The sequence below is a fragment of the Mesorhizobium sp. LjRoot246 genome (assembly GCF_964254115.1).
Classification (GTDB): Bacteria; Pseudomonadota; Alphaproteobacteria; order Rhizobiales; family Rhizobiaceae; genus Mesorhizobium.
On the sequence record NZ_CAXUSN020000001.1, the window covers coordinates 4,793,091 to 4,814,021 of the forward strand.

20 protein-coding genes are annotated in these 20,931 nt (G+C 62.0%); 7 read left to right on the plus strand and 13 right to left on the minus strand.

The features are described from left to right. Positions 1 to 54: 54 nt before the first annotated feature. Positions 55 to 2,124 (minus strand): excinuclease ABC subunit UvrC, encoded by a 2,070-nt coding sequence (gene uvrC / locus ACSQ3L_RS23610; RefSeq protein WP_436162092.1) that lies wholly within the window; start codon positions 2,122 to 2,124, stop codon positions 55 to 57. Further along, the gene (locus tag ACSQ3L_RS23615) at positions 2,121 to 2,885 is read right to left on the minus strand and encodes an SDR family oxidoreductase (RefSeq protein WP_436162093.1); all 765 of its coding nucleotides are present in this window, start codon (positions 2,883 to 2,885) and stop codon (positions 2,121 to 2,123) included. The genes uvrC and ACSQ3L_RS23615 overlap by 4 nt, the downstream gene beginning before the upstream one ends. 411 nt (positions 2,886 to 3,296) lie before the next feature. Between ACSQ3L_RS23615 and ACSQ3L_RS23620 the strand changes: the two genes are divergently transcribed. After that, positions 3,297 to 3,953 carry an outer membrane protein gene (locus tag ACSQ3L_RS23620; RefSeq protein ID WP_436162094.1) on the plus strand — a complete coding sequence of 219 codons (657 nt, stop codon included), beginning with the start codon at positions 3,297 to 3,299 and terminating at the stop codon, positions 3,951 to 3,953. A gap of 127 nt (positions 3,954 to 4,080) precedes the next feature. Here the strand turns inward: ACSQ3L_RS23620 and ACSQ3L_RS23625 are convergent, their stop codons facing one another. The 3 genes from ACSQ3L_RS23625 to ACSQ3L_RS23635 all read right to left on the minus strand — a co-directional run bounded on the left by ACSQ3L_RS23625 (position 4,081) and on the right by ACSQ3L_RS23635 (position 5,778). Next, a complete protein-coding gene (locus tag ACSQ3L_RS23625) occupies positions 4,081 to 4,677 on the minus strand; it encodes a glutathione S-transferase family protein (protein ID WP_436162095.1) in 597 nt (198 codons plus the stop codon). Between the two features lie 349 nt (positions 4,678 to 5,026). Beyond that, on the minus strand, positions 5,027 to 5,401 hold the full coding sequence (locus ACSQ3L_RS23630; RefSeq protein WP_436162096.1) for a hypothetical protein: 375 nt from the start codon (positions 5,399 to 5,401) through the stop codon (positions 5,027 to 5,029). Between the two features lie 206 nt (positions 5,402 to 5,607). Next, positions 5,608 to 5,778 (minus strand): hypothetical protein, encoded by a 171-nt coding sequence (locus ACSQ3L_RS23635; RefSeq protein WP_436162097.1) that lies wholly within the window; start codon positions 5,776 to 5,778, stop codon positions 5,608 to 5,610. A 283-nt stretch (positions 5,779 to 6,061) separates the two neighbouring features. On the opposite strand from ACSQ3L_RS23635, the gene ACSQ3L_RS23640 reads away from it, so the two are divergent. Then, positions 6,062 to 6,373, plus strand: a complete 312-nt coding sequence (locus ACSQ3L_RS23640; protein WP_436162098.1) for a transcriptional regulator — start codon at positions 6,062 to 6,064, stop codon at positions 6,371 to 6,373. 99 nt (positions 6,374 to 6,472) lie between these two features. Here ACSQ3L_RS23640 and ACSQ3L_RS23645 read toward each other — a convergent pair whose 3' ends face one another. The 5 genes from ACSQ3L_RS23645 to ACSQ3L_RS23665 form a co-directional block, all read right to left on the minus strand. After that, positions 6,473 to 7,309, minus strand: a complete 837-nt coding sequence (locus ACSQ3L_RS23645) for an EamA family transporter (protein WP_436162099.1) — start codon at positions 7,307 to 7,309, stop codon at positions 6,473 to 6,475. Next, complete coding sequence (locus tag ACSQ3L_RS23650) at positions 7,306 to 7,887, minus strand: TetR/AcrR family transcriptional regulator (protein ID WP_436162100.1); 582 nt, start codon at positions 7,885 to 7,887, stop codon at positions 7,306 to 7,308. The genes ACSQ3L_RS23645 and ACSQ3L_RS23650 overlap by 4 nt, the downstream gene beginning before the upstream one ends. Before the next feature lie 135 nt (positions 7,888 to 8,022). Continuing rightward, the gene (locus tag ACSQ3L_RS23655; RefSeq protein ID WP_436162101.1) at positions 8,023 to 8,475 is read right to left on the minus strand and encodes a hypothetical protein; all 453 of its coding nucleotides are present in this window, start codon (positions 8,473 to 8,475) and stop codon (positions 8,023 to 8,025) included. Positions 8,476 to 8,642: 167 nt separating this feature from the next. Further along, complete coding sequence (locus tag ACSQ3L_RS23660) at positions 8,643 to 9,497, minus strand: 23S rRNA (adenine(2030)-N(6))-methyltransferase RlmJ (RefSeq protein ID WP_436162102.1); 855 nt, start codon at positions 9,495 to 9,497, stop codon at positions 8,643 to 8,645. Next, a complete protein-coding gene (locus tag ACSQ3L_RS23665; RefSeq protein ID WP_436162103.1) occupies positions 9,494 to 10,108 on the minus strand; it encodes a hypothetical protein in 615 nt (204 codons plus the stop codon). Before ACSQ3L_RS23665 ends, ACSQ3L_RS23660 begins: the two co-directional genes overlap by 4 nt. Positions 10,109 to 10,562: 454 nt before the next feature. On the opposite strand from ACSQ3L_RS23665, the gene ACSQ3L_RS23670 reads away from it, so the two are divergent. Both ACSQ3L_RS23670 and galE read left to right on the plus strand, forming a co-directional pair. Beyond that, positions 10,563 to 11,600: a UDP-glucuronic acid decarboxylase family protein gene (locus ACSQ3L_RS23670; RefSeq protein WP_436163513.1), complete on the plus strand. Its 1,038-nt coding sequence runs from the start codon at positions 10,563 to 10,565 to the stop codon at positions 11,598 to 11,600. Then, positions 11,597 to 12,676, plus strand: a complete 1,080-nt coding sequence (galE, locus tag ACSQ3L_RS23675) for a UDP-glucose 4-epimerase GalE (protein WP_436162104.1) — start codon at positions 11,597 to 11,599, stop codon at positions 12,674 to 12,676. Before ACSQ3L_RS23670 ends, galE begins: the two co-directional genes overlap by 4 nt. Positions 12,677 to 13,342: 666 nt before the next feature. Here galE and ACSQ3L_RS23680 read toward each other — a convergent pair. After that, positions 13,343 to 13,846 (minus strand): DUF995 domain-containing protein, encoded by a 504-nt coding sequence (locus ACSQ3L_RS23680; RefSeq protein ID WP_436162105.1) that lies wholly within the window; start codon positions 13,844 to 13,846, stop codon positions 13,343 to 13,345. A gap of 324 nt (positions 13,847 to 14,170) precedes the next feature. Between ACSQ3L_RS23680 and ACSQ3L_RS23685 the strand changes: the two genes are divergently transcribed. The 3 genes from ACSQ3L_RS23685 (at position 14,171) to ACSQ3L_RS23695 (ending at position 17,990) form a co-directional block, all read left to right on the plus strand. Then, positions 14,171 to 15,799 (plus strand): ArnT family glycosyltransferase, encoded by a 1,629-nt coding sequence (locus ACSQ3L_RS23685; protein WP_436162106.1) that lies wholly within the window; start codon positions 14,171 to 14,173, stop codon positions 15,797 to 15,799. Positions 15,800 to 16,026: 227 nt separating this feature from the next. Then, positions 16,027 to 16,944 (plus strand): lysylphosphatidylglycerol synthase domain-containing protein, encoded by a 918-nt coding sequence (locus ACSQ3L_RS23690; protein ID WP_436163514.1) that lies wholly within the window; start codon positions 16,027 to 16,029, stop codon positions 16,942 to 16,944. Next, positions 16,941 to 17,990: a glycosyltransferase family 2 protein gene (locus ACSQ3L_RS23695; protein ID WP_436162107.1), complete on the plus strand. Its 1,050-nt coding sequence runs from the start codon at positions 16,941 to 16,943 to the stop codon at positions 17,988 to 17,990. Before ACSQ3L_RS23690 ends, ACSQ3L_RS23695 begins: the two co-directional genes overlap by 4 nt. Positions 17,991 to 18,128: 138 nt before the next feature. On the opposite strand, the gene ACSQ3L_RS23700 is transcribed toward ACSQ3L_RS23695, so the two are convergent. Both ACSQ3L_RS23700 and ACSQ3L_RS23705 read right to left on the minus strand, forming a co-directional pair. Continuing rightward, positions 18,129 to 18,527 carry a hypothetical protein gene (locus tag ACSQ3L_RS23700; RefSeq protein ID WP_436162108.1) on the minus strand — a complete coding sequence of 133 codons (399 nt, stop codon included), beginning with the start codon at positions 18,525 to 18,527 and terminating at the stop codon, positions 18,129 to 18,131. Positions 18,528 to 18,824: 297 nt separating this feature from the next. After that, positions 18,825 to 20,699 (minus strand): glycosyltransferase family 2 protein, encoded by a 1,875-nt coding sequence (locus tag ACSQ3L_RS23705; RefSeq protein ID WP_436162109.1) that lies wholly within the window; start codon positions 20,697 to 20,699, stop codon positions 18,825 to 18,827. Between the last annotated feature and the right edge of the window lie 232 nt (positions 20,700 to 20,931).

The window sequence follows — 20,931 nt, forward strand, 5'->3', positions numbered from 1 at the left end:
TGTGGGGGGTCAACAGGCCAGAATCGATTGGCCAGCCGAAAATAGCCGAATCCATCAACTCTCGTGGAAATGATTGTAGACCAGTTTGGCGATCTGTTCGGAAATGCCGTCGACTTTCCTCAAATCCTCTATTGCGGCACGGCTGACCGCCTTGGCGGTGCCGAAATGCATGAGGAGCGCGCGTTTGCGGCCGGGACCGATGCCGCTGATCTCGTCGAGCGGGCTCTTGACCATCTCCTTCTTGCGGCGCGCACGGTGCGAACCGATGGCGAAACGGTGGACCTCGTCGCGCAGGCGCTGGACGAAATAGAGCACCGGATCGCGCACCGGCAGCGAAAACGAATCCCGCCCTTTGACGAAGAAGCGCTCGCGGCCGGCATCGCGGTCCTGGCCCTTGGCGATGCCAATGGCCACCACCCGATCCTCGATGCCCAGATCCGAGAGGATCTTGCGCACCGCCGTCATCTGGCCTTGGCCACCGTCGATCAGGATGACGTCGGGCCAAGCCGGGAAAGTGCCGGAGATATCGTCTTCGATGTCATCGGCCGCCTCGCCTGCCGCCGCATCGCCGGCCGCGACAACATTGCCATGCTCCTTGAGCAGCCGCGAAAACCGCCGCTCCATCACCTCGCGCATCATACCGAAATCGTCGCCGGGCGTGATCTCGGTCGAGCGGATGTTGAATTTCCGATACTGGTTCTTCACGAAACCTTCCGGCCCGGCGACCACCATGGCACCGACCGCATTGGTGCCCATGATGTGCGAATTGTCGTAAACTTCGATGCGCACCGGCGGCTTGGCGAGACCAAAGGTTTCGGCGAAACCCGCCAGCAGGCGTCCTTGCGTCGATGTTTCAGCCAGTCGGCGGCCGAGCGCTTCGCGGGCATTCTGCAGGGCGTTGTCGGTCAGGTCTTTCTTTTCGCCGCGCTGCGGCACCGAGATCGCCACCTTGCGGCCGGCACGGGTGGAGAGCGCTTCGGCCAGCAATTCCTGGTCCTCGACGCCATGCGAAAGAAGGATCGCGCGCGGCGTCGGCTTGTCGTCATAGAATTGCGCCAGGAAAGAACCCAGCACCACCGCCGCCTCCAGCGCCGGATCGGCCTTGGGGAAATAGGCCCGGTTGCCCCAGTTCTGGCCAGTGCGGAAGAAGAACACCTGGATGCAGACCTGGCCGCCTTCCTGATGGATGGCGAAAACATCGGCCTCGTCGACGGTCGCCGGGTTGATGCCCTGGTGGCTCTGCACATGCGACAGAGCTGCCAGCCGGTCGCGATAGATGGCGGCGCGCTCGAAATCGAGAGCTTCCGACGCCTGCTGCATGGCGGCCGAGATTTCCGTCTTCACCTTCTGGCTGCGGCCGGACAAAAAGTCCTTCGCCTCATCGACCAGCTCGGCATAGTCGGTGTGTGAGATTTCGCCGGTACAAGGCCCGGCACAGCGCTTGATCTGGTAAAGCAGGCACGGCCGTGTGCGGTTCTCGTAGAAAGAGTTGGTGCAGCTCCTGAGCAGGAAGGCGCGCTGCAGCGAGTTGATGGTGCGGCCGACGGCGCCGGCCGAGGCGAAGGGGCCGAAATAATCGCCTTTGCGCGAGCGCGCGCCGCGATGCTTGTAGATGCCGGGCGAGACATGGTCACCGGTCAAGAGGATATAGGGAAACGACTTGTCGTCGCGCATCAGCACATTGAATCGCGGCCGCAAGCGCTTGATGAGGTTGGCTTCGAGAAGCAGCGCTTCGATCTCTGTGCGGGTGACGACGAACTCCATCGTCGACGTCTCGCGCACCATGCGGCCGATGCGGTTGGTGTGGAAACGGCCTTGCGCATAGTTGGTGACGCGCTTCTTCAGGCTGCGCGCCTTGCCTACATAGAGCACATCGCCGGCGGCGTTCATCATGCGGTAGACGCCGGGCGCGTTGGGCAGTCGCTTGACCAGCGTCTGGATCACCTCGGCGCCGACCATGCCTTCGGCGTCGCCGGCATGCGGCGTCCAGTCGATGGCGGTGAAGGCGACATCGGGACCGGCAGGTTCGACGATCTCCTCGACCGCCTCGTCCTCGAGGTCGATATCGGGAGGCAGATCGTCGGCGCCGCCGCGCGGCTTGTTTTTGTGATCCAAAGGACTCATTCCGTCATGCCTGTCACATCGGGCGTCTGCCACGCAAGGTGCTGGCCGCCATCAAGCGCGATCATCTGGCCGGTGACCGAGCGCGCTTTCCAGAGATAGCGGATTGTGGCGCCGAATTCCGGCAATTCCGGGCCGCGCTTGAGAATCAGACCCTCGACTTGGGCGGCGAAATCGCTGTCGTCCTGGCGTGTGTTCTTCAAGGTCGGCCCCGGACCGATGGCATTGACGCGGATGCGGGGGCCGAGCGATTGCGCCATCATCTGCGTCGCCGACCACAGCGTCGACTTGGACAGCGCATAGGAGAAATAGCGCGGCGTCGGCCGCCAGACGCGCTGATCGATCATGTTGACGATCAGACCCTCCTGCCCCACCGGCAACGCCCGGGCGAAGTTCCGCGCCAGCAGCGCCGGCGCCTTCACATGCACGGCAAAGTGCCGATCCCAGGCCCGCCAGTCGAAATCAAGAACCGAATCATCCACGAACAGCGACGCATTGTTGACCAGCAGCGAGATCGGTCCGAGCGCCGCTTGCGCCTGGCCGACTAGGTCGCTGGCGGCGTCCATATCGGTCAGGTCGGCGGCGACCACGGCGGCGCGGCCACCGCCGGCACTGATTGCGGCAGCCAACGCATCGGCCTCGATACGCGAGCGGTTGCAATGGATGGCGACAGCAAAACCGTGGGCGGCGAGATCCTCGACGATTGCCCTGCCGATCCGTTTCGCCCCGCCCGTCACCAGCACCGTGGCAGTGGCTTTGCTCATAGGTGTCAATCCTCAATTTCGGCCCGAAAACACGGTGCCGGCGAAATATGGCCCGGCATGCGTTAAATGGCGTTTGCACCTTGGGCAGCATTGTGGCGAAACCGCCGGTTGGCGTCCCGAGCCGTCCTGGACTCGGGAGTGCCGGACCGGAATATAGGGCGCTGGACTCCTTGCACCAAGCGGTGTGCAGCGCAGCGCGGGATGGCTCCTGCCATTTCGCTGTTGCGAAGATGCAACGTCAAGGTTCTGCCTCATTCGCGCCGGGGAATGACCCAAGTTCAGGTTCGCTTCAGCCGCATTTTGACACGACATTTGGAACCGACGAACGCCAGATCCGTTTCACCCCCCGGACGGGTAGATGGCGATCGTGAGAAACAAGCCTGTGTCCTGTGGCTTAAGGAGTAAAGAACAATGCAAGCCAATCTCAAATTCGCTCGGCCGCTGGCCGTGGCGCTCGGGCTCTTCGCCCTCAGCGGAACCGCTTATGCCGCGGACGTTGTCCAGGAAGAGCCGCCGGCACCCGCGCCGATCGCTGAACTCCCGGTCGCTTCGTGGGCTGGTCCCTATGCCGGTCTGAACGTCGGCTATGGCTTCAGCGGCCGTACCAAGGAAAAGGACTTCGGCGTTGAGACCGATACCAAGGGTTTCGTCGGCAGCGTCTTCGGCGGCTACCAGTGGCAGCAGGAGAACTTCGTCTACGGCGCTGAAGCCGAACTCGGCTACAACGGCGTCAAGGGCGACGACAACGGCATCGACTCCAAGGGCGGCTTCGAAGGCTCGCTGCGTGCCCGTCTCGGCTACGCCGTGACCCCGGAAATCCTGCTCTACGGCACCGGCGGTCTCGCCGGCAGGAGCCTGAAGGTGGAGGACAGCGTTCTTGGCGCCAGCGATACCGCAACCATGCTCGGCTGGACCGCTGGCCTCGGCACCGACATCAAGCTGACCGACAATGTCTTCGGCCGTGTCGAGTATCGTTACACCGACTTCGGCAGCAAGAGCTTCGATGGCATTGGCAAGGTCAAGGCCACCGACAACCGCGTCACCTTCGGCGTCGGCATGAAGTTCTAAGTCGTTCAAAGCCACGACACAAAAGAGCCGGGCCTCGCGCCCGGCTTTTTTTGTGTCTGTGTGATCCCGCGTGATCGCGTCGATCAACCGGGTTGATTGAGTCAATCACCTGGGTTGATCGGGCCGATCAACCCGGAATGCAGGGCTTCAGTTCTGGAAACTTCTCGTCGAAGCGCGCTGCCCAGCGCGTCAGCCGGGCGCGACCCTTTTCCCATTTTCCGGCAAAGCGCAGCGAGAGATAACCAAGGCAGGCGCGCAGCGCCATTTGGCCGGCAGTGATTTTCTTCGGCAGCTTCGGCGGGTTGGCGTTGAGCAGGTCGAGCGCTGCCGTGATCTTCGCCCATTGCCGGTCGAGCCAGGGCTGATAGACCATCTCCTCGGGCCGCGTGCGCCGTTCATAGACCATCGACAGCGCACAGTCGCAAATGCCGTCCGCCAATGCCTCCAGCACTTCCGCCTCGAGCCGCTTGTCGGGATTGCGCGGAAACAGCGCGTTCTTCGACAAACGGTTGAGGTGCTGGGTGATGGCGCGACTGTCGTGGATGGAGCGTCCGTCCTCAAGCACCAGAACCGGGATCTTGCCGAGCGGGTTGGCGATCATCAAGTCGGCTGGCTTCTCCTCGGTCTTGATCGGCACCAGATCGACGGCGATGCCGGCATAGGCTGCTGCCATTCGCACCTTGGAACTGTACGGAGAAGTCGACGCGTAGAGCAGCTTCGGCATGGATCGGTTTCCTGTTTGCTGGCGGGCAGTGTTGACCGATCGGGCGCGATCGAGCAATGGCCAGAAGCGGAAAACCCAGCCGCCAGCGAGCGACGTTCGGCAAATCCGAAATCTACGGCGCAAACAGCACTCGGATCAGGTGGTCAACAACCAGCGCTGAAAAGCCCCACGCCGACACAAAAAGAGCCCCACCGGACTCCGCCTTGTGGCGAAGTCCTGGGAGCTGCGAAAAGATATCCTCCGTCCGCCTCTGTTCTCGCCTTCCAAGTCCCGAAACAACGAGCGGGGCGCCCTGTCGGGCACCCGCCCTTGACTGTCTCGGCACTCCCCCCGACGAGGGAGAACGCGACTACTTCTTGCCGGCCTTGGCGGGTGCCGCCTTCGGCTTGGCCGCAGGCGCCGCTTTCTTCACAGGTGCCGAAGACTTCGCCGCCGCTGCCTTCTTTGCCGGTGCAGCCTTCGCAACCGGCTTCTTGGCAGGCGCTGCCTTCGCAGCCGGTTTCTTGGCCGGTGCTGCTTTCTTCACAGCAGGTTTGGCCACGGCCTTTGCAGCAGGCTTCTTGGCCGGTGCTGCCTTCGCAGCCGGCTTCGCCGCTGCCTTGGCAGGTGCTGCCTTCTTCACTGCCGGTTTTGCCGCAGCTTTTGCGACCGGCTTCTTGGCCGGCGCTGCCTTTGCCTTGGCCGCCGCGGCCTTCGGCTTGGCAGCGGGTGCTGCTTTCTTCACTGCAGCTGCGACCTTCGCCGTCGCTGCTTTTGCGGGTGCTTTCTTTGCCGGTGCTTTGGACGCCGGCGCTTTGGATGACTGCTTAGCCATGCGATGCCCCTTCCGTTGTGCCGACGGTCGTAATGACCCGGCGCGCTCATGCATATCTGACTCGCGGCTTGCTAGCCAGCGAAGCAACAGACTGATTTTCGCAGCTTAAATTTTGGTTACGGATCGCACGCGATCGTGTCGATCGCCGCAAAAAACCAGTGCTGATCTTTTACCATTGCCCAGAGTGTGCCGTCGACATTCTCCACGCGCTGCGAGACCACTCCACCTGCAAAGCTCTGAAGATCATCCGGCAGCTTTGCGCATCGATCTTCGCTCGCTGACGTCATGACCGCTGCTTCATCGGTGCGATCATCTCGTGCAAGCAGACGATCTACACGGCAATGTGACGGCTGATCGCAGCATCACCTTGTCAAGCATGATCGCACCACCCACTTGCGCGTGTGTTGACAGATTACTCTACATCACAGAGTATTCTGCGTGATGTGTCGTACCGCTTCAATGTCGATCGCACGGGAGCAAGCGGCGCCTTCGCTGTTCGAGATTGCGGAGACGGCGACCCATGGCAGCGGCCTCGTCGTCGGTGATCTCTGGTCGCATCGGAGCTGATTTATGAGTGCCGACGAAATCATCCACCAGAGCACACGGCTCAGGATCATGGCTGCCCTGAACATGCTGGAAAGGCGACAAACGCTGGACTTCAGCCAGTTGAAGGCCATCGTGGACGTTACCGACGGCAATCTCGGCGCGCATCTCGATACGCTGGCCAGGGCCGGCTATGTCGACATCGAAAAGCTGTTCGTCGGCCGCCGGCCGCAGACGCGCGTCAGGGCGACGACGAGCGGACGGCGTGCGTTCCGCGGCCACGCCGCGTTCCTGCGCAATATCCTCGATCAGGCCGAGGCGGCGCCGCCCAGAAAATAGCGTGGGCGATCGGGCGAAATCTCAGCGTGTGACGAACACTGTAACGCAGGTGCCGTTGGTGTGCCTGCTGCCTGTGCCGGCGAGCGATACGCATTTCCGTCACGGCTGATAGCCGAGGCAGATGGCGCCGAGTGCGACGATGGCGCAGGCGCCGACGCGCCTGGGCGTCAGCATCTCGCCGAGAAACAGGCGTCCGATAAAGGCCGCGAAGACGACGCTGGTTTCGCGGATCGCGGTGATCGGACCTGCCGGCCCAAGCGCAAAGGCGGCGACCACGACACCATAGGCCAGAAGAGCGAACATGCCGCCGCCCAGCGCCTTCCAGGTTTCGGGCGCCCGCGGGTTGACGATGAGCCGGCCACGGCAGGCGACGAAGGTCGCCGGCAGCAAGGCTCCGTAGAGCAGCAGCACCCAGGCGGTGTAGGCGGCGGCATTTCCCGCCGCGCGAACACCGATCGCGTCGACCGTCGCATAGGCGGCAATGATCGCTCCCGTTGCCAGCGCATAGAGTATCGACGTTGTGGCGGCCCTGCCTTGTCCGAGCGAAAGACCCATGATGCCGCCAGCGACCAGCGCGACGCCGACGGTCTGCGGCATGGTGAGCTGCTGGTTGGCCAGGAGGAACCCGCCGAGCGTGACCAGCAGCGGCACGCTGCCGCGAACGATCGGATAGACCTGTCCCAGCTCGCCATATCTGTAGGCGGCCACCAGAAACACGCTGTAGCCGACCTGCAGGCAGGCCGAGAGCATGACATAGGGCCAGGCCGGCGCGGCCGGAAGAGCGTGCAACGCAGCGAAGGGAATGGCGAGCGCCGTGCTGGAAAAGCTCATGACGGTGACGGTCCACAACCTGTCGGCCCCGGTTCGCAGGAAGGCGTTCCAGGTCGCGTGCAGAACAGCGGCAAACAGCGCGAGCCCGATAACCAGCGGGCTCACTGCGGCCTGCGCGAAGCAGCGATGATGCCCAGGGCCGCCTTGCGGGCGTCGCGAATGGCGGTGCCCGCCTGCCCCATCTGCGCCAGCAAGGTCGCGCCTTCGATCAACATAAGCAGTGTCGCCGCCACACTCTCGGCGCGGCCACGCGGCATCACCTCTTCGAGGATCGACTGCATGCGCCGCTTGAGGCCGTTCTTCTGCCTGGCAACGGCCTTGAACACCGGATGCCTGGGATCGCCGAATTCGGCCAGCGCATGCGCGAACAGGCAGCCGTGGAAATCCGGGCTGCGGAACCAGCGTTCATGCCAGTCGAAGATTCTGGTGATTTTCTGCTCCGGCGTGGCGCCTTCTTGGGCGAGCCGGTCGAGCTGGCGGTCGAAACGCATGGCGCGATAGTCGAGCACCTCGACGATCAGTTCGTCCTTGCTGGGGAAGTGGCGATACATCGTCATCTTGGCCACCTCGGCCTCGGCGATGATCCGGTCAATGCCGGTGGCATGGAAGCCGGCGCGCTTAAACAGCGCGTAGGCCGTTTCGACGATATGCTGGCGTTTGTCGGAAGCAGGCGATGATGTCATGACACCTACCGAGTGATGAGACAGGTCTGTCTCATAGCTATGCGGCGGATCGCACCTTTCTGTCAATACAGCACGGAAAAACGCCCGCAGCCGATCAAGCCGCGGGCGCGAAGAGATTGGAACGGAAAGCCGAGTTCAGCGCAGAACGCGGCAGCGGCCGTTGTAGACCATCCAGCGGTCGAAGCCCGAGACGCAGAATTCGACATTGTCACCGATCGAGGCAAAGCCCTGGCCTTCCTCGATCAGGTACCAGATGGTGCGATCGCGGCCGTCGGACAGGCTGACGGTGGCGCCGCAATAACGGCGGCCGATCGGCCAGGTGTCGCTGGCCGCCAGATAGCGATGCTGGTGGATGCGCCGGAAATCGGTGATCTGCACATCAGGCAGATGCGGCACGTGGTGCACCTGGTAGGAGAAGCGGCTGGTGATCTTGTTCAGCACCCAGGCTTCGCCGCAGACGCCGCTGTCCTCATCGGTATAGACCGTAAGATCGGCGGCCTGCGCGGCCTGGGTGACGCCGAGAGGCGCGGCAAGCGGAGTGCAAAGCGAAATCAGAGCGGCAAGTGCGGATTTGGCGAAGCGAGTCATGGCAGCCTCTCAAGGTCGATTGCGCGCACTGTGCGGATTCGCTTGGCGGCGGTCAAGCGGTTGCCGAAACAATGGTTTCCCAGTCTGGAACGGCGTTGGCCAAAGCCAGACTGGCGTGGGACCGGCACATCGACAACTGGACCGAGGGAGGGCGAGCCCCTTCGCCGTCAAGCCTGCTCTCCGGCCAGCCATTCCAGCGACCAGTGCGCCGGCTTTTCCACGGCAAGCAGTCGGTGCAAAGCCGGCAGCAGCGTCCGCAGCTCACCCTCCAGCGTGAATGGCGGGTTGACCACCAGCAGGCCACTGCCATCGAGGCTGGGTTCCGAAGAAGCGGGTCTGATCTCGAATTCGATGTCGAGCAGCTTCGGGATGCCGGACTGCTTCAGCGCCTTGCGGAAGGCGATGATCGCCTTGCGGTCCTTGATCGGATACCACAGCGCATAGATGCCGCCGGGCCACCGCTTGTGCGCCCTCATGAGCCCGTCGACGAGGCGCTCGAACTCGCCCGCTTCCTCGAATGGCGGATCGATGAGCACCAGGCCGCGCTTTTCCTTCGGCGGCAGATGCGCGCCGAGCGCCAGCCAGCCATCGAGCTCGATGATCCGGGCCTGGAAATCGCCGGCAAAGAACGTCCTCAGCTTCGCGACATCCTTGGGGTGCAGCTCGATCGCCGTCAGCCGGTCCTGCTTGCGCATGAGATGACGCGCGATCAGCGGCGAGCCCGGATATTTCTGGATGCCGCCCTCGGGGTTGAGCGACCGTACCGTCTCCAGATAAGGCGCAAGCAGTGCCGCCACCGGCGCCGCAAACGAGCCATCGATCAGCCTGCCGATGCCGGCTTGCCACTCACCGGTCTTCTGCGCTTCGACCGACGACAGATCGTAGCGGCCGATGCCGGCATGGGTGTCGATGACGCGAAACGCCTTGTCCTTCTGCTTCAGATATTCGAGCAATCGCGTCAGTACGACATGCTTGACGACGTCGGCGAAATTCCCGGCATGATAGGCGTGGCGGTAGTTCACTTGGATCCCCTGCCCCAGCGCGGCGGTGGCGGCTGTGAGTTCGGATTTCCCGGCCGGCCGCCGCCGCCAGAACGCAAGGTCAGCAAAAACCCGAGAAAGCCGATCGCCATCAGCGCGTAGCCGACCGGCCGCGCGCGGCTGTCGATCTCGCCGACACCGGAGCGCAAGATGAGATCGACCGCTCGCATCGGTATGTCGTCGGCATCACCTGGCCCGACGGTAAAGGTATAGGGGCCAGGGCTGACGGTCGCGATCACGCCGGCCTCGTCACGAAAGATCTTGTCGGGCAGTTGCGGGCTTGCCTGGCGAGGGTTCTCGGAATGGTTGAACTGCAGCGTCGAGGCGAGCACCGTTCGGCCATTGCTGGCGGCGGTCAGCGTCAGCACGGTGCGCTGCTGCGAAACGATGCGCTCGGCTCTTGCGGTCAGGTCGACCAGCACCCGCACCGGCTCGTCGCGGCCGGAGAGCGGAACCGTCAGCGGCTTGAAGCGGCCCTGCTCATAGACCCGCCAGATGCCGATCTCATGGCCGGAGAAATTGCTCATCGCCCAGGGATAGATGACACCGATGCCGGTGCCGGCGAGCAGGATCAGGACAAACAGAAAGCGCATTCGCACCACCACAAGGTATCGGACCTTGCCAATAGCGTCCTGACGATCAAAAGGCGATGGCCAGTTGCGGCAGCCATCCAGCTTCCGGAGCTTGTGCGCCTTGGGCAAGGCGCTGGCCTCATGATTAACCATTCGTAAACGGATATGCTTAAGGAATTGCTAATTTAGTTGACTATGATCTTCACAGGTATATTTTCGATGCGTTGGGATGTGCAATTTGGGCGAGCAATCGACGATGATGGCAAAAGGCGTGTGATCGCGATTTCCGGGCGCAGAGAATGCTGAACGGCAGCACATTGGTCGTGTAGCCGCACCAGCTTCGCGAACCCAAAGAACAACTAACGCACATCAGCGATGGCGATTCCGCAGATGCGGAGGGTTTGCCGCGTTCTCAGGGACGTGGCCGGGCGATGCTTTGTCCGGCTTGGCGGTAGCGTGTGCGTGCGAGGGCAGCATGAGTAAGCTTGTCAAGGTTCTGAAACTGGAATCCGGCAGTCAAAGGGGCGCCAACCAAAACCGAAGCCGCGCCTTGGTCGCCGGAGGCGCGGGATTTTTAGGATCGCATCTGTGCGAACGTCTTTTGCGAGACGGATACGACGTTGTCGTGTTGGACAATTTTCACACCGGCAAGAGATACAATCTCAATGCCCTTCTGCGTAATCCGAGATTCACGTGCATCGAGCACGATATCGTCAATGCACTGCCTTTGGATCTTCAGTGCGACGAGATCTACAATCTCGCCTGCCCAGCCTCTCCGCCGCACTACCAGGCAGACCCGATTCATACGTTCAAGACAAGCGTGTTTGGTTCGCTGAACCTTCTGGAGCTCGCGCGACAGAACAAGGCCAAGATATTCCAAGCCTCGACGTCCGAAGTCTATGGCGACCCCTTCGTGCACCCACAGCCCGAGAGCTACTTCGGCAACGTCAATACACACGGACCACGGTCCTGCTACGACGAGGGCAAGCGCTCGGCCGAAACCCTGTTCTTCGACTATTCGAGAACCTATGGCCTCGATATCCGCGTCGCCCGCATTTTCAACACCTACGGCCGCCGCATGCAACCCGATGACGGGCGCGTGGTTTCGAACTTCGTTGTCCAGGCGCTGCGCGGCAAAGACCTGACCGTCTATGGCCACGGCCTGCAGACGCGTTCCTTCTGCTATGCCGACGACCTGATCGAGGGCTTTGTCCGGTTGATGAATGCGCCGAAAGCGCCCGCGCACCCGGTCAACCTTGGCAACCCCGCTGAATTCACCATCATGGAACTGGCGACACTGGTCGTCGATTACACCAACTCCCGATCGAAGATCGTGCATCGACCGCTGCCGATAGACGATCCCAGACAGCGCAAACCGGACATTTCCTTTGCCAGGGCCAATCTTGGCTGGGAGCCGAAAGTCAGCCTGCGCCAGGGGCTCGCACATACCGTCGAGTATTTCGACACTCTGCTCTACGGAAGCCGGATGGCCAAAGGGGCCGCGGCTTCATGACCTTGCCGGCAATCCTGGTGACGGGTGGGGCCGGTTTCATCGGCAGCCACACCTGCAAGCTGCTGGCCGCAGCCGGTTATATGCCGGTGGTTTTCGACAATCTGAGCCGCGGCAACGAGAAATCCGTCGCTTGGGGTCCGCTAGTCGTCGGCGATATCCGGAACCAGGAGGCACTGCGGGCGGCGATGAAGGCGTATCGGCCGACGGCGGTGATCCACTTTGCGGCGCTGGCCTATGTCGGCGAGTCCGTTCACGAGCCGGCCGAATATTATTCGACCAACGTAACAGGCACCATCGCGGTGCTCGATGCGGCGCGCGCGAACTCAATCGAGAACACCATCTTCTCCAGCAGCTGCGCTACCTATGGCGTGCCGGAAGCACTGCCCGTGCGCGAGACCTCCGCGCAAAACCCGATCAGCCCTTACGGACGCAGCAAGCTGATGGGCGAACAGATCATCAGCGACTACGCGTCGGCATACGGCATGAAATTCGCGATCCTGCGTTATTTCAACGCCTGCGGCGCCGACCCCGACGGCGAGCTTGGTGAGTGGCATTCGCCGGAAACCCACCTGATCCCCAGGGTGCTCATGGCCGCATCGGGCATCATCGACGAGATCGAGGTTTTCGGCACGGACTACGATACATCGGACGGCACCTGCGTACGCGACTATATCCATGTCAGCGACCTTGCCCGCGCCCATCTGAAGGCTCTCATGCATCTCGAGGGCGGCGGACGGAGCCTGGCGGTCAACCTCGGCACCGGACGAGGCGTGTCCATCAAAGAGATCGTCCAAGCGGTCAGCCGCATGACGTCAAGACCGGTTCCGGCCGTCTACAGGAGCCGGCGCCCGGGCGATCCGGCGGAGCTCTACGCCGATCCGGGAAGCGCACGCGAACAGCTTGGTTTTGTGCCGGAGCTTTCCGACATCGACACGATCGTCAGGACGGCTGCCCCATTCTTTGGGCTGAAGACGAAGCCGATGAGACTGCCGCCGACCGCGGCGACAGCGTCTATCGCCGCTCGACAGATCAGAGATAACGGGGGTGGCAGCTCGCGCGTTGGCCAAACCCGCTAGGGCTGCAGATGTAAGGCGAACCGCCCGAGAACGTGCCACCATTGCTCGGATTGAATGAGACTTTCACCGGTGTCGGCGTGCGGACTTTGATCCGCTGCACCGATGCAAAGGCGTAATCTCTTTCAGCCGTCCGTACTGTGCTGGTCATCTGGATCGTCGGCTCGGCTCTGAGCGAACGCACGAAGCTAGCTTGGACCGGCTGGACTGTAGGCTGGCCGCGGACCGTGTGGACCACGGGCTTGATGAGGACCGAATTGGTTTCGGTCGTATCCATACCCTGACAGCCTGCAATCGTAGAGATCATCGCCGCGGCCGCGACGATGGATACTATATTTTTGCCTGGGCGAAATGCGCCCATTGCGGAATTGTTCATCATGTGTCCCTTGTTATCAAGTATAAGCCAACGGCGCGTCGCGACACACTCGTCGCTTCCACGCCGCATAAGCAACCACTCGCATATCACGCAGGAATATTAGACATCACTAATTATTAAATTTCATGAAACCCGTATGGTAGGCTCGTCGTCTCGTCGTTCTGGCAGATGGAATGGAATGCGACTGAATGCGATCAATCGGCGTTCGGCGCGCTGATCGCGCCAGCCGAACCGCTCAAGGCTTCATCATAAGCGATTCGCCGGTTGCTTGACAGGCGCGGCTGAAACACAAGCTACTTCTTGGACCCGACCAGCTTGCGGGCCTCTTCGAACTGCGCGCCCTTCGTGTTGCCCACTTCGAATTTCCGGTATTCGTCGGAAAGACCCTCGGGAGATCGCTTGAAACTGTACCATTCCCCGTCTGGATCCTTGCGTTTCTCGATGTTCCCGCCCTGGATCCGGTGGCTGTAGCAGGTACGGTTTTGCTTGCCGGTGTAGCTCGTCGACCGCCAGGCGAGCTCCATGCACATCTTGCCTCCGTCGGTCACCAGCCATCTGCCCCCGGCGAAAGATGCCGTGTCTTGCCCGGACGTCCAGGCCTCGAGGCGTCGATTGGCCTGTGCGAAATAGGCGGCTCCGTTTTTCCACACCCATGTGCGGTCGGCGTAAAGAAGCGATAACTCGTAGGCAGTCGGAACGGTGGCGGCAACCGCTTCCGCAGGCCTGTTTTCCCTAGCCGCAGCCGCCTGCGCCGTTCCCGAAAGCGCCGTCTGGCTGCAGAGGGCGAGGAGAAACACGAGCTGCGTGCAATTTGCGGACCGACGACGTTCCTTGTGTCGCCGACCACCGCCACCAAGCGGCGGCAATCTGGTCGGAGCTATCGGCACAATTGGCGTTCGCATGTCCTTTGACCCCGGGCAGCGCTATCAGCGACAGCCATGCGAACTACTTAACAGCCGCGAGAACCGTGATGTCAACTTTCACGAAGCGGACGGACAGCAACTATTCGAGACGCACGCAACCTGTGTCGCCAAAATTAAGGATTGCGCCGTATACTGCTGCACCTTTGACAATCGCGCGCAAAAAGCAATCCGCAAGCGTCAGGGAGGACGCGGTTTCAAATGACGGACGACCCGGAATTGAATCAGGCCGAAGTTCAACAATACCTGCAGCAGTCGACCGACCGGGACATGGCTGCTCGCAACACCCTGAGCTCAAACACGGCTATCTTACTGGGAATCCTTTTCATTGCAGTGGTGTTCAGGTTCCACAACATCACCTTGCCGCTAGTCGACGCCTTCAGCTGGCGCGAGACAAGTACGGCAATGATGGCGGACAATTTCCAGCAGCGCAGCTGGAACATCTTTTTCCCTGAGATCAGTTGGACCGGACCAGGGCCGAGCTATCAGGGCCGCGAGTTCCAGATCGTCAGCTATCTGACCGCCCTGCTCTACCAACTCTTCGGCTGGCACGACTGGTTCGGCCGGATGGTCGCGGCCTTGTTCGGCCTGTTGACGGTCTTTTCGCTGCACAGACTAACGGCGCTGTGCTGGGGCGAAACGCACGCCCACGCCGCGGCCCTTGCCTATGCGCTGATGCCGGCGGCGATCATGATCGACAGCTCGTTTCTTCCCGATCCCGCGATGCTGGCCCTGGTGACACTCGGCGTCTGGCTGTTCGCCAAATTCTGGGCCGGCGGCAGCGGCTGGCTCTTGCCGCTCGCAACGGCCAGCTTTTCGCTTGGCGTGCTGGCAAAGCCACCGGGTCTCGCCGCCGGCGCCGTCATCTTCTACCTGATGGTCTGCTGGATTCTGCAGAAGAAGCGAAAGCAGGCGACCGTGGTCCTCCTGTCGGGGTTTTTGAGCCTGGCCATCATAGGCGCCTATTTCAGCTGGGCGATCTATCTCGGCCGCAGCTACCCGCCGTTTCATGTCGCGGGCAGCGGCTATATCTGGGATTCCGGTTTCTGGACATTCTTCAGGAACAGCTTCTACTTCAAATCCGTATGGAACACCTCGGTCTGGTGGTTCTACGGCTATCCGTTCATGGTGCTGATCGCGGTCGGCTTCTGGATGCCGCCCAGACCCGTCGAGGACCCGAAGCAACGTACCCTTTCGGCCATTCCCTATGTTTGGCTGGCCGCTGCCATGGTCGTTTATCTGGCCGCGGCGCGCGAGATCACCAGCAATCCGTGGAACTATCACATCTTCCATGTGCCGTTCGCGATGTTCTGCGGCCGCGGCGCGCTTTTGCTGGTAACGTTTGGGTCCGGCGCCGTCCTGTCGCCGGCTGTCGTGCTGCGCGCGGTCTGCCTCGCTGCCGTCACGCTCGTCTGGTCGACCTTCCCGCTCGTCGCGACTATGAAGGCGCCGATCGCCATGGACGGCAAGTTGCTCGGCGAGGAACTGGCGCGGCTCGCCAGGCCCGGCGATCTCGTCATCGCCATTGCACCCGAGGTCGGCGATCCCGTCCCCGTCTATTACAGCCGAACGCGCGGCTGGGTGTTCCCGCCAGGCGGCGGCGACGTCGAATGGTCCAAATTCGTCGCCGATGACGCCACCGCAGTCGCGCAGCTCGAGGACTTGCGCGCGCAAGGCGCCGACCTGTTCGGTGTCGCCAAGAACGCGGCCGACAAGAAGGACCGGCTGTTCATGGAGCATCATAAAGGGGTGGTCGAGTATCTGGACAAAACCGCGACCAAGCTTGTGGATTCGGATAGGCTGCTGATCTATAGACTTGGCCTCCCCTGATGGAGCCGGACCGGCAAGCGGCCTGGGCCGGAGATCAGGCAAGGGCCGGAATGTGACGGCCGCCGGCGGTTGCGCGAAACGGCCGTTCGTCCCCCGCATGCCAGGCAATGTGGTCGACCGGCGACCCGATCCGCTACCAATGCCGCGGATCTTGAGATACAGCACGCCGCGTCCGACGGAACTCGAGGGCGAAAGCCTGCGAAGGAATTGTTGAATTGTTGAAACGGGTGATTTCGATTGTCGTGACCTTGGCCCTGCTGGCCTGGGTCGTCAGCGATTCGCGCTGGGAGATGGTCGGCGACGCTTTCGCACGCATCACGCCCGGCGCATTCGCGGCTGTCACTTTTGCCCTGTTCGTCACCTACGTGCTGCGCGCGCTGCGCGTCTGCGACGAGTTCCGCGACGAGGTGCATGGCCGTTTCGGCGCCTGCCTGCGCGTCATCCTGATCCACAATGCGATGATCAACGTCGTGCCCTTCCGCGGCGGCGAGACGGCCTTTCCCCTGCTCCTGCGGCAGGTCTTCGGCATACCGATCATGCGCGCCAGCGCCTCTCTGCTGTGGTTCAGACTGCAGGACGGCTTCGTCGTCGGCGTGCTGGCCCTGGCGGTGTGGCCGGGCCTGCATCCGGCGATAAGGATAGCGGGCGTCGCCGCGTTGATCGCCGCCGCCTGGTACCTGCCGCGCTGGGCGCGCGCGCCGCATGACTGGGCCGGGCGCAGCAGGATCGTGGCGAAGCTCGGCCTGCTTCGCGACACCTTCACCGAGGCGACCGGGCGCTCGCGCTACGGCTGGTGGTGGACGATCGCCAACTGGTCGCTGAAGCTCACCGTGCAGGGATGGTTGCTGGCAATGCTGCTGGGGACATCCTTTTCGACCGCCTTTCCCGGCGCGGTCGGGGCCGAAGGCGCCGCCATATTGCCGGTGCAAGGCGTCGCCGGCTTCGGCACCTATGAAGCAGGAGCGGCGGCGGCGCTGCTCACCTCCGGAATCGCGATGAAGAATGGCCTGCAGGCGGCGCTGGCGCTGCACCTGTTCATCTTCTGCTCGGCCATCGTCACCGGTGCGATCGCCTGGCTGTTTCCCTCGAAATCGACGCTGCCCGGGAACCCGGCTGTCGGACCTGCAAGGAAACCATCCCAATGAACATATTGCCCGTCCCTGCCTCGGGACTGCCTGACGGCGCGGTGATGCCGAACCATACGCTGTCCATCGTCGTACCCATGTACAACGAGGCCGAAAACGTCGAGCCGCTGCTGGCACGGATTCACCAGGCGATGGAAAGCTATGAGCAGCCGTGGGAGGTCGTGCTGGTCGATGACGGCAGCACCGACGCCACGGTCAGCGAGATCAGGCGCCTGGCAGCGCATTACGGCCCGCATGTGCATGCGGTCGAGCTGGTACGCAACTACAAGCAGACCGCCGCGATGCAGGCCGGCATCGACGCGGCGCGCGGCGACGTCATCGCCACGATCGACGGCGACCTGCAAAACGATCCGTATGATATTCCACGTATGGTCTACCGCTTGCTGAGCGAGGATCTCGACCTGGTGGTCGGCTGGCGCAAGGATCGCCAGGAAGGGTTTTTCATGCGCAGGCTCCCCTCGCGCATCGCCAACGCGCTGATCGCGCGCGTCACCGGGGTGCGCCTCAAGGACTATGGCTGCAGCCTCAAGGTCTATCGCGGCAACGTCATCCGCAGCGTCAAGCTCTATGGTGAGATGCACCGCTTCATCCCGGCATGGCTGGCCACGGTGACGACGCCCAGGCGCATCGCGCAGGAGGTGGTGACGCATCATGCCCGCATCCACGGCCAGTCCAAATACGGCATTTCGCGCACCTTCAGGGTCGTGCTCGATCTGGTGTTCATGTATTTCTTCATGCGCTATCGCACACGGCCCGGGCATTTCTTCGGCGGCATCGGCATCGTACTTGGCGCACTCGGTTCGCTGATCCTTGCCTATCTGCTTTGCCTGAAGCTGTTTTTCGCCGAAGACATCGGAACACGCCCGATGCTGTTCACCGGCTTCTTCCTGCTCATCGCCGGGGTGCAGATGGTGACGTCGGGGGTGCTGGCGGAAATGCTGGCGCGCGTCTATCACGAGGCGAACGGAGCATCGGCCTATGTCGCGCGACCGCGGCCACCGGCCGGCGACAATGACGGCTGGCATCGCCCAGGCCGACCATCATGAGCTGATCGGAACGAACCGATGGTGGTCGGAGGGCAAGAGGCAAGGCGCAAAGCCCGCCCCAACCTCTCGCCCTCGACTCGCGCCCCCCGGCGAAGACCAGGCGGCGGTCAAATCGGCCGCCACCTCAGGTCTGATGCTCTAGTAGCGCGACCGGCAGCTGGCGCGTTGCCCAAAACCGCTCGGACCACAAATCCAGGGTGAATGCCCCAGAAGAGGGCCGCTCTTGCCCAAGCTGTAGGAGACCTTCACCGGCGCGGGCCTGCCGACCCGCTGCGTCCGTACGAAGGCCGCATAGGCTACCTCCCTGGTGCGCATCACACTGGACATTCGGGTGAGCGGTTTGCGGTTGACCAGATGCAGCCGCTTCTGGTGCACCTTCTTACCGAGCGAATGAACCACGGGCTTGGTGCCGATCGAGCCGGTCTTGGTCGTATCCATGCTCTGGCAACCGGACATCATCGATATCAATGCAATAGCGGCAAATGCACAGGCGTACTTCTTGCCTATCCTTGCCCCTTTTTTCATAATTTTTTTCATTGCCATCCCCTGCCACAAATATAGTCGCTGGAGCGCGGAGACCTATTTTCTCTTGTTTGCTTTCCGCGCCATGTGAGTAGCCCTGGCCGCTCACATCACAGCCCGAATATTAGCGGGAACTTATTAAAATTCGTGCAAACGACATTATGAGCGCGGTCTTTCAGCGCTCGATCGGATATTATTAAAATTTGATCTTTTGGCCTGCAGCCGTTCCAACTTGTCGGTCGGCTATGAAGGCAGACTATCTAGGCGTATGCAGTTTCAGAGGAGCTGGTTGCGCGCGGATGCCTCTGGGCGTCAGCGCCGTGTTTCCCAACCTGGGTCGAAGTAGAAATTGCGGGCACCAATGTTGCCTTGGCCGGCGCCGGAAACCACATAAGCGATGCGAACGATGCGGAAGCCGCCGGCGCCTTGCTGCAGCCCGTAGACGCCTTCCAGGCCACGATCGTAGAAGCCTGCTGCCGGCACGATCAGCGCCAGCACGGCAAGCGCCCCCTGAAAGGCGACTTTCGCGGCATTGGCACGCAGCGGGATTCTGTTCTCGATGACGTGCCTTACGACGATAACCACCACCAGAAGCCCATAGAGGAAGGCGTTGAAGGCGGCGAACCAATAGAAGCCGGTGGCATCGAAGGGGTGCTCCACCAGCAGCACCGGCAGCGCCGCACCGATCGCCAGCGCCACATAGGGAGCGAAGGCGCGGGCGGGCAGAAGGTGCTTGGGGCCGCTGCCCTTGGGCGTGACGCGGAAATCGACAAACGATTTGGTCAGATAGTCGCGGATCGACGACAGCGTGCCGGCGAGCACCCACGGCCAGCGCGCGAAGAAGAGGAATAGCGTGCCTTCCCAGCTGATCGTCTTGGCCGTGATCGGCCGCGACACGCCGAACGCCTTCAGCAGCATCACCAGGCCGACCAGGGCGACGGCGTTCGGCAGATAGTAGAACAGGAAATCGAGATACATGACATTTGCGAAGTTGCGCCCGGTGGACAGCGCATAGATCGGCATGACGTACATCAACAACGCAAAGACGGCGAACAGCGGATACCAGAGCTGGCAAAAGAGGAACTGGAACCTCAGCCGCGGCGACAGCTTGGGAAGATAGCTCGGCGAGTATTCGAGCAGGATCGTCATCAGGCTGCGCGACCACTGGAATTCCTGGGTGATGAGATCGGCGAAGGTCTGCGGGCCGTCGCCATGGGCGATGGCGTCGAGCGCGTGCACCCCGCGCCATCCGGCCGCGTTGATCAGCATCGACGTGGAATGGTCCTCGGCCAGTTCCGGACCGAGACCGCCCGCCTGCTTCAGCGCCTTGGTCCGCACGGCATAGTGCGAGCCGATGCAGAGCGGAGCTCCACCGCCCGTATGGCCGGACTGCAGGGGTCCGTGAAACATCCCTTCCGGAAACAACCTGCCGCGCGCCGCCCAGCTCTCGGCGGCATTGTTGTCGCAAATGCTCGGCGCGGAGACATAACCAACCGAGGGATCGGCGAAGGGAAACAGTATTTCCCTCAGATAGGTTGGTGTCGGTACGTGGTCGGCATCCATCTGAGCGACGAAATCATAGCGTTCATAGCCATAATGATCGTAGAAAAACGCCAGGTTCCCCTCTTTGCATCGCGTCCGGCGCGGCCACACCTTGCGATGATAATCTTCCCGGCCGCGCCGCGTCGAAATCATGACGTTGCGGGCATCGCACCAGCGAACCGTCTCCTCGGCTGGGTCCTCGTCCGCCAGCCAGGTGTCGTGTGGATAATCCTGCGCCAGCATCGCTTCGAGCGTGCGCGCAACCACGGCAAACGGTTCGGACGGGGCCTTGGTGACCACCATCGCGACCCGCGACCGCTTCGGGATCGTGTGAAGCTTGGACGGTTTTTTCGACGCATGCACGTTCAAGAGGAAGTACAACGGCATCAGCGTGAGCCATGCCAGAATAAGTGTCGCGAATGCGTATGGCCCGAGATGCTCGACATGCTCTGGCTTTAGCCACCAGGTCCAGAAAAACCCGAGCGTGACGAACCAGAAAGCCAGCCCCAGTCTCAATGTCCATTGCTGAGTGGCCGACAGCACGGGCACCAGAAAGGGTCCCTTGTGCGCAGCAGCGGCCAGCTCGGATCGATGCGCCCGTTTGCTGGTATGGCCGCTGATGCCGGCATGAACCGAAGCACTCATACGCTACTCGCCGCCACTTTGGGCTTCCGCCGACAGACGGCCGAAGCTCTCAAGTCCCAGGCGCAGAATCGGCCGTCGCTTGCTTAGTGTCAACTAAATTAGTTTTTACTTAATTTAGTTTCTTGATATCTGGTTAACTTAAGGCCTTGAATTGGGCGGCGGCGAGCCTGCTCATTTTTCAACGTTGGAAATTCCAGGCGGGGGTCGACGCCGTGAGCTGTGGTTTCGACTC

Coding starts and splice junctions, on each gene's coding strand:
- uvrC (WP_436162092.1), bottom strand. CDS start 2,124: ATGAGTCCTTTGGATCACAAAAACAAGCCGCGCGGCGGCGCCGACGAT.
- ACSQ3L_RS23615 (WP_436162093.1), bottom strand. CDS start 2,885: ATGAGCAAAGCCACTGCCACGGTGCTGGTGACGGGCGGGGCGAAACGG.
- ACSQ3L_RS23620 (WP_436162094.1), top strand. CDS start 3,297: ATGCAAGCCAATCTCAAATTCGCTCGGCCGCTGGCCGTGGCGCTCGGG.
- ACSQ3L_RS23625 (WP_436162095.1), bottom strand. CDS start 4,677: ATGCCGAAGCTGCTCTACGCGTCGACTTCTCCGTACAGTTCCAAGGTG.
- ACSQ3L_RS23635 (WP_436162097.1), bottom strand. CDS start 5,778: ATGACGTCAGCGAGCGAAGATCGATGCGCAAAGCTGCCGGATGATCTT.
- ACSQ3L_RS23640 (WP_436162098.1), top strand. CDS start 6,062: ATGAGTGCCGACGAAATCATCCACCAGAGCACACGGCTCAGGATCATG.
- ACSQ3L_RS23650 (WP_436162100.1), bottom strand. CDS start 7,887: ATGACATCATCGCCTGCTTCCGACAAACGCCAGCATATCGTCGAAACG.
- ACSQ3L_RS23655 (WP_436162101.1), bottom strand. CDS start 8,475: ATGACTCGCTTCGCCAAATCCGCACTTGCCGCTCTGATTTCGCTTTGC.
- ACSQ3L_RS23665 (WP_436162103.1), bottom strand. CDS start 10,108: ATGCGCTTTCTGTTTGTCCTGATCCTGCTCGCCGGCACCGGCATCGGT.
- ACSQ3L_RS23670 (WP_436163513.1), top strand. CDS start 10,563: ATGAGTAAGCTTGTCAAGGTTCTGAAACTGGAATCCGGCAGTCAAAGG.
- galE (WP_436162104.1), top strand. CDS start 11,597: ATGACCTTGCCGGCAATCCTGGTGACGGGTGGGGCCGGTTTCATCGGC.
- ACSQ3L_RS23685 (WP_436162106.1), top strand. CDS start 14,171: ATGACGGACGACCCGGAATTGAATCAGGCCGAAGTTCAACAATACCTG.
- ACSQ3L_RS23695 (WP_436162107.1), top strand. CDS start 16,941: ATGAACATATTGCCCGTCCCTGCCTCGGGACTGCCTGACGGCGCGGTG.
- ACSQ3L_RS23700 (WP_436162108.1), bottom strand. CDS start 18,527: ATGAAAAAAATTATGAAAAAAGGGGCAAGGATAGGCAAGAAGTACGCC.
- ACSQ3L_RS23705 (WP_436162109.1), bottom strand. CDS start 20,699: ATGAGTGCTTCGGTTCATGCCGGCATCAGCGGCCATACCAGCAAACGG.